This is a genomic window from Grylomicrobium aquisgranense (assembly GCF_033971865.1).
In the GTDB taxonomy this organism is placed as follows: domain Bacteria; phylum Bacillota_I; class Bacilli_A; order Erysipelotrichales; family Erysipelotrichaceae; genus Bulleidia; species Bulleidia massiliensis.
Genome location: NZ_JALBUR010000052.1, coordinates 1 through 10,081, shown reverse-complemented (window position 1 = coordinate 10,081; position 10,081 = coordinate 1). Strand labels below are relative to the sequence as shown.

Annotated in this window: 7 protein-coding genes and 7 tRNA genes; 12 read left to right on the top strand and 2 right to left on the bottom strand. The window is 48.0% G+C overall.

The annotated features are described in order from the left end of the window. Positions 1-144 precede the first annotated feature (144 nt). Positions 145-1,110: a polyamine aminopropyltransferase gene (locus MOZ60_RS11035; protein ID WP_370596717.1), complete on the bottom strand. Its 966-nt coding sequence runs from the start codon at positions 1,108-1,110 to the stop codon at positions 145-147. Positions 1,111-1,189: 79 nt separating this feature from the next. Here MOZ60_RS11035 and surE point away from each other — a divergent pair, with 79 nt between their 5' ends. The 12 genes from surE (at position 1,190) to MOZ60_RS10975 (ending at position 9,412) form a co-directional block, all read left to right on the top strand. Then, positions 1,190-1,975 (top strand): 5'/3'-nucleotidase SurE, encoded by a 786-nt coding sequence (gene surE / locus MOZ60_RS11030; RefSeq protein WP_370596716.1) that lies wholly within the window; start codon positions 1,190-1,192, stop codon positions 1,973-1,975. Positions 1,976-2,179: 204 nt separating this feature from the next. Next, positions 2,180-3,454 carry an ArsB/NhaD family transporter gene (locus tag MOZ60_RS11025; protein WP_370596715.1) on the top strand — a complete coding sequence of 425 codons (1,275 nt, stop codon included), beginning with the start codon at positions 2,180-2,182 and terminating at the stop codon, positions 3,452-3,454. Positions 3,455-3,590: 136 nt separating this feature from the next. Beyond that, a tRNA-Arg gene (locus tag MOZ60_RS11020) sits at positions 3,591-3,667 on the top strand. Between the two features lie 3 nt (positions 3,668-3,670). After that, positions 3,671-3,747 (top strand) — tRNA-Pro (locus tag MOZ60_RS11015). A gap of 7 nt (positions 3,748-3,754) precedes the next feature. Beyond that, positions 3,755-3,831, top strand: a tRNA-Met gene (locus MOZ60_RS11010). Positions 3,832-3,858: 27 nt separating this feature from the next. Beyond that, positions 3,859-3,932 (top strand) — tRNA-Ile (locus tag MOZ60_RS11005). Between the two features lie 6 nt (positions 3,933-3,938). Then, a tRNA-Ser gene (locus MOZ60_RS11000) sits at positions 3,939-4,026 on the top strand. Between the two features lie 37 nt (positions 4,027-4,063). Next, positions 4,064-4,140: transfer RNA gene (locus MOZ60_RS10995), tRNA-Met, on the top strand. Between the two features lie 2 nt (positions 4,141-4,142). Further along, positions 4,143-4,215 (top strand) — tRNA-Phe (locus tag MOZ60_RS10990). Between the two features lie 96 nt (positions 4,216-4,311). Next, a complete protein-coding gene (locus MOZ60_RS10985) occupies positions 4,312-5,742 on the top strand; it encodes an ROK family protein (RefSeq protein ID WP_370596714.1) in 1,431 nt (476 codons plus the stop codon). A gap of 40 nt (positions 5,743-5,782) precedes the next feature. After that, the gene (locus MOZ60_RS10980) at positions 5,783-7,591 is read left to right on the top strand and encodes an ABC transporter ATP-binding protein (protein ID WP_370596713.1); all 1,809 of its coding nucleotides are present in this window, start codon (positions 5,783-5,785) and stop codon (positions 7,589-7,591) included. A gap of 3 nt (positions 7,592-7,594) precedes the next feature. After that, positions 7,595-9,412: an ABC transporter ATP-binding protein gene (locus tag MOZ60_RS10975; protein WP_370596712.1), complete on the top strand. Its 1,818-nt coding sequence runs from the start codon at positions 7,595-7,597 to the stop codon at positions 9,410-9,412. A gap of 59 nt (positions 9,413-9,471) precedes the next feature. Here MOZ60_RS10975 and MOZ60_RS10970 read toward each other — a convergent pair whose 3' ends face one another. Continuing rightward, positions 9,472-9,678, bottom strand: a complete 207-nt coding sequence (locus MOZ60_RS10970; RefSeq protein ID WP_370596711.1) for a hypothetical protein — start codon at positions 9,676-9,678, stop codon at positions 9,472-9,474. Positions 9,679-10,081: the final 403 nt, after the last annotated feature.

Here is a 10,081-nt window from a genome sequence, read left to right as displayed (position 1 = left end):
CCTCTAAGAGCTGAACAAAAAAGAAGCTGAGTCCTGAAGAATAACATTATTATTCTTCATCCAGCTTCTTAACTTAACGGGTCAAAATCTCAATATCACTTTCATGAGCTTATCTTAATGACATTGGCTCAGCGGAATCCTTTTTTATTTGTGGGCGAGAATATGGCGTATTGTTTCAGTATCGTACATCAGGAACTGTAATCTTTTTACATCGGTAACATTTTCTCTGCTGCCGGCATAATAACGCCGTATCTTTTTCATATAGGTATTGAGCTTTGGATTGATCTGCGCTTTTCTCTTTGCGGCAAGTTCACGGAAATACAGCAGGGACAGTGTCCACATGATTTCATAGCACGAATCTTCAATCCAGAAATCTGCTTTGTCAAAAGGCGGCTCGTACTGTTCCAGCAGTTTTGTGATTGCTTTTAAACCATCATCGGAAGACTGCCAGATATCTGTATAAATATAGTCAAACTGATCCAGATATTCTTTCTGCCAGACTTTGTATGCATCGCCCTGGATGATATGAACTGGTACGTGAGGCGGAAACTGCGGCAGTAAGTATTTGTTGAACATATCGATGACAGGCTGTGAGTACTCGATGACAGTGATGTCTTCTGCCTTTGGATTTTGACAGGCCATAAACAGGAAATAGCCAATACCCAGGCCAAAAGTCAGTACTCTGCCATGTGCTTTGGCAGCACATGGATCGTTGGTGAAGGCTTCACTTGGTGCATCCATCATCCAGTCTTTGTCATCCTGATACAGATACACAGCCTGAAAATCTCTGTCCATTGCCCTCAGCTTCATCCAGTCATTCAGGCATTTTTCCGGATCCTTCTGGATGCAGTCCGCATTGAACAGCTCATTGCCTGCAACCCATTCCTTTTCATAGCGGAAATGTGCATCTTTAATGCAGCTGAGTGAGACAGCCTGATGATAGGGTGTCTTCTCCCAGTCATCCGTATTCAGAAACAGGGAAGGGCATGGCTCTTTCTGAAACTCTGCAAAGCCAGCTTTCCTCAGCTTGTGGATCACATTTCTCTCATTTTTCTTTGTGACAGGCATACCGAGAAACTGGTTTTTCTGGTCTGTTTCAATATTGTGCATGCATTTTGAGAAGAAAGCGTGCATTTTGTCATCGGCGATGATTTGCATGGCTTTATTGTATCAAAGTATAATGGTGCCCATGGAAAAGAAATTGAGAATACTGGTAGCCAATGATGATGGCATTGATGCACCGGGTCTGAGGGCTCTGGTGAAACGTCTGTCTTTGGATCATGATGTGTATGTGTGTGCACCGGATGGAGAGCGTTCCAGCATGTCACATGCAGTGACGTACTGGCGGCTGAACAACGAAGCCCAAAGAAGAGAAGTACCAGGTGCTAAGGAAGCCTGGGCCGTACATGGCACACCGGCAGACTGTGTCTTTTATGGCCTGAGTCTGTTCTGGAAGAACAAGATTGATGTGGTGATCTCCGGCATCAACAAGGGTGAAAACCTGAATGCGGATGTACTGTATTCCGGAACCGTCGGGGCAGCGGCGGAAGGGCTGATGCTTGGGGTGCCATCCATGGCTGTATCGCTTTGTTCGTTTACGTCGGATGACTTTGCGCCAACAGCAGATATTGCGGTAAAACTTCTGCCAAAATATATGCAGGATGAGAAACGCTCTTCCTATGTCTGCAGTATCAATGTACCCGCCATCCCGTATGAAAAGATCAAGGGAATACGGGTGACACAGTTTGATCATTTCAAATCGTATACTAATAAATCGATCGATATGATCCATCAGGATGGCAGAATTCTGCTGCACTGTCAGCAGGATCCACCCACATATCCCCAGGCACCATTGGAAGATGGCGACCGCAACGTGGTGGAGCAGGGCTATGTTTCAGTGACACCGATTGGCACCGACATGGTCACACATGACATTCTGCATGATCTGTATTTGTGGAATGACTTCTCTCTATGAGAAGGAAGATGCTATAATCTTAAGCACTTGAGGGAGTAACGGGCCCGTTTATGGGCAGCCAGGCAACATATCCGGTCTATTGACCTGTCTGGTTTTAAATCGTGAGACTCATGTATGGCTGTCATACATGGGCCGTTTGTTTGGCAAGTATGACTGCGGTCATGCTTTTTCTTTGGCATGACACAGAAGGGAAAAGGAGAAACTATGGTACTGGCACTGATTCTGTTTATCATCATGTATGTATTCTTTCTGATGCCCAAGACCCAGGAATACCGGTGGCTGACGGCACTGATCTTCGCAGCCATCTTCGTTCTGCTTGGCATCATGCCGCTGAACAAGGCCATGTCCTCTGTCAACTGGAACATCATCCTGATGCTGGCAGGAACAATGATTGTTGTGGAATTGTTTATTGAAAGCAAAATGCCAATGCGCATGGCAGAACGGCTGCTGCACAAGCTGCCAAGCGTACAGTGGGCGATTGTTGCCCTGGCAATGTTTGCCGGTGTGGTATCTGCCTTTGTCGACAATGTCGCAACGGTATTAATGGTGGCACCAATCGGCCTTGCCGTCGCAAAGAAGCTCAATATCAATCCGGTTCCGATCATCATTTCCATTGCTGTTTCCAGCAACCTGCAGGGTGCAGCTACCTTGGTCGGTGATACAACATCTATCCTGCTGGGCGGCTATGCCAACATGTCATTCAATGACTTCTTTTGGTTTCAGGGCAGACCTGGTATCTGCCTGTCGGTAGAACTCGGTGCCCTGATGACTGTGCCGGTACTGCTCTGGCTGTTCCGCAAGAACAAGGGTGCTATTGATGTGGAAGTGGAAACAAAAGTGACGGACTATGTGCCAAGCTTCCTGATGATCGGCGTGGTTGCCGGACTGATCATTGCCTCCCAGTTTGAAAACAAACCGGAGCTGACCAATGGCTACATCTGCATGGCTTTTGCGGCTGCAGGTATGATCTATGAGTGGATTCATGGTGAAAATTTTGACTATAAATCTGTATTGGCACAGGTGGATGTCAAGACACTGCTGCTGTTGATCGGTCTGTTCATCGTCATTGGCGGCATTACCGAAGCTGGCGTCATTGATGCTATTGCCAAAGTTTTCGTCAAGATCGGCGGCCGTTCCGTCTTCGGCATGTATACGCTGATTGTGTTTGCCTCGGTAATCATTTCTGCCTTTGTGGACAATATCCCCTATGTTGCCACGATGCTGCCGGTAGTGCAGGGCATTGCGGCCTCCATGGGCATTGCTCCATATGTGCTCTATTATGGATTGCTGATTGGTGCAACTCTTGGCGGCAACCTGACACCGGTTGGTGCCTCTGCCAACATTGCCGGTATCGGTATCCTGACCAAGGAAGGGTACCACGTCTCAACAAGTGATTTCGTGAAGATCGGTGTTCCGTTTACACTGATCGCTGTGATCACCGGCTATCTTGCCAACTGGCTGATCTGGGGCGTCCTCTGAGAAATGATTCGTTTCGCCGTAATGGTGCTTTGAAAAGCACTGTTACGGTTTTTTGTTTGGAAAATGAAAGAAGTGCTTGCATTAAGACAGGGGGTTTGCTAATATAACTAAGCACTGTTTACGAGTGCTTGAAATTGCGCCGATAGCTCAACTGGATAGAGCATTTGACTACGAATCAAAAGGTTGCGGGTTCGACTCCTGTTCGGCGCACCATTTCGGGATGTAGCACAGCTTGGTAGTGCACTTGATTTGGGATCAAGGGGTCACAGGTTCAAATCCTGCCATCCCGACCATATTTCTGGCGAGGTAGCTCAGTTGGCTAGAGCAATCGGTTCATACCCGGAAGATCGTGAGTTCGAGTCTCACCCTCGCTACCATTGCATTGCCAAGACTGATTGGCATTTGGACCTTTAGCTCAGTTGGTCAGAGCCGTCGGCCCATAACCGACTGGTCGAAGGTTCGAGCCCTTCAAGGTCCATCTTCTGGAGGAATACCCAAGTGGTTGAAGGGTCCGGTCTTGAAAACCGGTAGGTCGGGAAACCGGCGCCAGGGTTCGAATCCCTGTTCCTCCGCTTTCCCAATCAGTATTGTGTGTTGCATTCCTATTATCGCGAGGTAGAGCAGCCTGGTAGCTCGTCGGGCCCATAACCCGGAGGTCGTTGGTTCAAATCCTTCCCTCGCAACCATTGGTCCTGTAGCTCAGTCGGTAGAGCACAGCACTGAAAATGCTGGTGTCGGCAGTTCGATTCTGCCTGGGACCACCGAAAAAACTCTTCTGTCAGTAGATGGAAGAGTTTTTTATTGCCTTATTTCAGCCGCAGGCGTCTACAATATGGGTAGAAGGGTGGACAATTCTTATGAGTACACATCATTTTGATTACCGTAGCTGGATCATGGAACAGAATACGCCGTGTGGAAGGGTTTCCAGAGTGGATGACAATCATTTTGAAATTGTCACTGCGTATGCGCTTGCACAGATCCAGTTTTATCAGGTTGAAAATGAGCCTGAGATCATTGAATTCCGCATTGAGAGAGTCAAGGATGGAGAAGTTGTCTTTTTCCTTCATTTTCATGCTGATCCTGAAGAGCATTCCAAAGCATTGTTTGCGGAAATGGTGGAAGTACTCAAAGAGACTGGAAAGCATCATGAAACAAGAATTCTGCTGTGCTGCACAGCTGGCCTGACGACGAGTTATTTTGCCATGGGGCTGAATGAAGCTGCCCATGCATTGAAGCTTGACTGGACGTTTGAGGCAGTCAGTGTCAGTGATGTATATGCCAGAGGCATGCAGTTTGATTGTGTGCTGGTGGCACCACAGATTGGTTTCCAGCAGAAAAAGATTGCGGATGTGCTGAAGGATATTCCGGTGCTGACGATTCCTGCCCAGGTATTCGGTGCCTATGATGCCGGTGCCTGCATTACATTTGTGCAGGAAGGAATAAAGCAGTTTCATGCATCTCTGGAAGAGCGTGCCCGCAGGCATATTCTTCACCATAGTGATAATGATCATGTCATTCTTTCTATTGCGGTGCTGCCAGATGTGCGGCGCACACTGATCCGCAGCCGCCTGTATGATCACGGCAGAGTGACAGACAGCAGTGAAGCGATTAAGCCTGTCTTCTACCTTGATGATCTGTTTGATGTGATTGAAACAAGCCTGTGTCCTTCAGAAGGTATCAAGCCTGAAATGATTGGGATTGCCATACCGGGCATTATTCATGACGGGACAATGGACCTGCCTTCGTCCAATTCTATTGATCTGACAAAGTATGGGAATCATTTTGCAATTGAGCAGTTTTTCCGGGACCGATATCATCTTCCTGTTTACATTTTTAACAATGTCAATGCGGCTGCTCTTGGCTGGTACAGCGCCCAGGATACGTATCAGAATATTGTCTTTCACTCGCAGCCTTATGGCTGGAAAATGGGCGGGGAAGGCATTATTGTCAATGGCCGTCTGCTGTCGGGGAAAAACAGTTCTGCCGGTGAGGTGAAATATATCGTACCTTTGTTTTCCGGCCTGGATGATGTAGGAAGCTCCGTGTGCACGCCGGATCAGATGGTGCGCGTGGTTGCCCGGGATATTGTCGGGGCAGTGACGTATCTGGATCCGCAGGTGGTTTGCCTGCGCAGTGATATGACGCCTTATCCGGAGGAAATCAGGAAAGAATTGGAAAAGTTTCTGCCGGAGAGTCATATTCCGCAGCTGATAAAAATTGAGAATATGGATGAATTTGTGATGCTTGGCACTATGATCCTCTGTCTGCTGCAGCAGACAGAGGCATGAAGCCTTTGTGAATTGCATCAAAGGGGATATAATGAACAGCATGTCTGAACAGAAAAAATTTCCGACAAGAGGCAAGATGCTTGCCTTTTTTGCCGAAGGGTCCAAAAAGTGGTTTGTTTTAGCAGCGGTATCTGCGGTTGCCATGCAGGCAGTGTCTTTGATCAATCCAAAGATCATCAGCTTTACCGTAGATGCATTGATCGATGATACAGCTGTAAAGATGTCCGGTATCACGTCTGCTCTAGTCAATTGGGCAGGAGGACTATCCTATCTGCGCGGCCATCTCTGGCTGGTCGGCCTTGCCGTGTGCTTTGTTGCCATTGTCAATGCGCTGATCAGTTATCTTTTCCGGGCTGCCAATGCCCATGGTGCAGAGTCCCTGGTACGCCATATGCGCAATGCCCTCTATGAGCATTTGCTGAATCTGCCATTTTCCTGGTATTCCGAAAACCATACCGGAGATATCATCCAGCGCTGCACAAGTGATGTGGAAACAGTGAAAGTGTTTTTATCAGAGCAGCTGACATCTTTACTGCGGATCATTGTCATGATCACACTGTCACTGTTCTTCATGGCTTCGATCCATCCCAAACTGATGCTTGTCTCTGCCATCTTTATTCCGGTCATCATCGGCTACAGCTATTACTTTCATGCCCGGATCGGTGGTGCCTTTCTCAATGCGGATCAGGAAGAAGGAAAGCTTTCCGATATTGCCCAGGAGAATCTGACCGGGGTAAGAGTAGTGCGGGCTTTCGGACGTGAATCGTATGAACAGCAGCGCTTTCACACCCAGAATGAGAAGTATACGAATATGTGGGTGCGCATGATGAAGCTGCTGACCCAGTTCTGGATGACTGGCGATCTGATCTCCGGTCTGCAGGTTCTGGCGGTCATGGGATTTGGATGCTATTTTACGGTATCCGGACAGATGAGCGCGGGCAATTATATTGCGTTTGTCTCTTACAATGCGATGCTTTCAAATCCGGTCAGAATGCTGGGAAGAGTCATTGCAAACATGTCAAAGGCTGGTGTTTCGATTGACCGCCTGGCCCAGATTATGAATGCGCCGGAGGAAGAGGATGATCCAGAGGATACCGATGCGGATATGAGCGGTGATATTGTCTTTGATCATGTGTCTTTTGCGTATGAAAATGCTGGTGCAGAAGTTCTGAATGATGTTTCCCTGACGATCAGAAAGGGGACAACTGTTGGCATTCTGGGTGGTACTGGCAGCGGCAAATCAACGCTTGTCTGCCTGCTAAACCGTCTGTACGATGTGCCTCAGGGATGCGGGAAGATTACTGTTTCCGGACAGGATATCCGTCATATCAGACGGCGCTCTTTGCGCAGACAGATCGGCATGGTGCTGCAGGAACCGTATCTGTTTTCGCGTTCTCTGTCAGATAATATCCGCATTGCAAGACCGGCATCCTCCATGCAGGATGTCATGATGGCAGCACGGGAAGCAAGTCTTGATGAGGCCGTGCAGCACTTTGACCGCGGCTATGACACGTATGTTGGTGAGCGCGGCGTGACACTGTCCGGGGGTCAGAAGCAGCGCACTGCCATTGCCCAGATGCTCATCAGAAAACCACCGCTGATGATCTTTGATGATTCGCTTTCGGCGGTGGATGCTGAAACCGACGCAAAGATACGGGCTGCCCTGTCACGCAATACCAAAGGCAGTACCGTCATCCTTGTCGCCCACCGTATCACTACCCTGATGCAGGCCGATGACATCATCGTCATGGACCATGGCCGCATCGCGGAAGAAGGTTCCCATCAGGAACTGATCGCAAAAGATGGCATCTACAAGAAGATCTATGATCTGCAGATGCAGCAGGAGTGAATCATGGAAGAAAAGACAGAAAAGAAAACAAAGATCCTGCCATGGTTCGGACTCGTCCGTCTGTGGCCGTATATCCGCCAGTTCAAGGCGGAAATCATCGTGACAATGGTTCTGACCATTGCAGCTACGGCAATTGACGCCGCCTGGCCGTTATTCAACCGCTATGCCCTGAATCACTTCATCGGTGAAAAGACCATGGATACGCTGTGGTACTTTGTGGCAGCCTATGTCGGACTGCTGCTGGTTCAGATCCTTTTGAACTTTATTTCGATCTACCATACCGGCCGCATTGAGATGACCGTTGACCGTGATCTGCGCAATGATGCCTTCACGCATCTGCAGACACTGTCTTTCTCATTTTTCAACCAAAACAATGTCGGCTACCTGCATGCCCGTGTCATGAGTGATACTGGGAAGATCGGTGAGATGGTTGCTTGGCGGATGATGGACCTGGCATGGAATGGCAGCTATCTGATCTTCATCTTTGTGGTCATGCTTAAAATTCAGGCAAAGCTGGCACTTCTGGTATTCCTGATGGTGCCGGCTGCCGTGATTGCCATTGCCTGGTTTCAGAAACATCTGCTGGCTGGCAACCGGAAGATCCGTGAGCTCAACTCCACCATTACCAGCGACTTCAACGAAGGCATCACCGGTGCCCGTTCCATCAAGACACTGGTCATTGAAGACCTGATGAATGATGATTTCCAGAAAGATACGGATCACATGTTCACCCAGAGTGTCCATACAGCCAGATACAGTGCGGCTTTGATTTCACTGTTAACAATGATGAGCTCACTGGTGCTGGCGGTTGTACTGACCAAGGGCGGTCGGCTGACCAGCAGCGGACTGATCATGCTGGGCACATTGTCGGTATTCATGTCTTATGCGTTAAACATGGTAGAACCGGTGCAGATGATCATTGAAACCATCTCTGCTTTGATCTCCATTCAGGTCAATATTGAGCGTTTTGTCAATCTCATGGAAACAAAGTCGGATGTTGCCGACAGTCCGGAAGTCATTGCAAAGTATGGCGATACGTTTCATCCGAAGAAGGAAAACTGGGAACCGCTGTATGGCGATGTTGAATTCAAGGATGTCTCATTCCGCTATCCTGATGGTACTGAATGGATTCTGCAGCACTTCAATCTGAAAGTGCCTCAGGGCACCAATGTGGCCATCGTTGGTGAAACCGGTGCCGGCAAATCCACACTGGTCAATCTGGTATGCCGCTTCTATGAACCTACCAAAGGGCAGGTGCTGATTGATGGCCGTGATGCCAGAGAGCGTTCTCAGCTATGGCTCCATGCCAATATCGGTTATGTTCTCCAGCAGCCACATCTGTTCTCCGGATCTATTCGTGACAATTTGCGCTATGGAAAGCCTGACGCTTCTGATGAAGAGATCTGGAAAGCACTGGAAGCAGTGGATGCCGTCGATGTTGTCAGACGAATGGATAAAGGACTGGACAGCGATGTCGGTGAGGGTGGTGATCTGCTTTCCGTAGGTGAAAAACAATTGCTTTCCTTTGCCAGAGCACTGCTGTGTGATCCCCGTATCCTGGTGCTGGATGAAGCAACATCCTCCATAGATACTGTGACTGAGAAGAAGATCCAGAATGCAGTGAACAAGATCATCCAGGGAAGAACATCCTTTATGATTGCCCATCGTCTGTCCACGGTTGTGGATGCGGATGTCATCCTGGCAGTCAAAGACGGTAAGATCGTGGAAAGGGGCACCCACAAGCAGCTGATGGCACAGAAGGGCTATTACTATGAACTGTATACCCGGCAGTTTGCCAGCATGGCTGCAGATCTCATCTGATGCAGAAAAGTCAGAAATAAATATTACTGTCTGATCAATGAAGATGAAAAAGCTGAGGATTACTGTATCTCCTCAGCTTTTCTGATGGTTTCTTCCATCGCCGCTCTGATCACTTCGGACTGGGAAACGCCAAGCTTCTTGCAGGCGGCCTTGAACTCTTCAACAAATTCGTTCTTGTATGATCCGCCTACCTGCTTCATGTTCTGCTTCTTCCAGACGTTCTGGTATTTGATCTGATCGAACTCTCCGGATGCCTTCCTAGCCATTGCGCTCACGGTCCTTTCTATTCTTGATGACGATGGCGAGAATGATAAATACTGCAATGATGCCAAATTTTCCCATAGCGTGTTAAGATAAGCATAGAAGGCAAAGGGGTTTCGGTGAATCCCTAAGCCTGGGTGATCGAATTACTTCTTTCTCCAAATGATGATCTCATGAATGCCAAGTATGATTGCGATTACATAGGCTGAGCGTTCAAGCAATGTCATTAAGTTAGGGCTTGATGATTGAAACGCTTTGTATTTTGTAAGAATACAAGGCGTTTTTTTTTGATGGCCAAAAGGGTCCGTATTTTTTTGGATGATTATCTAAAAAAATACTTGACAGCCAAAAATCAGCCTTTTTTACACAATCCGAAGGAAATTGTAGGAGGAAAAATTCACTATGATT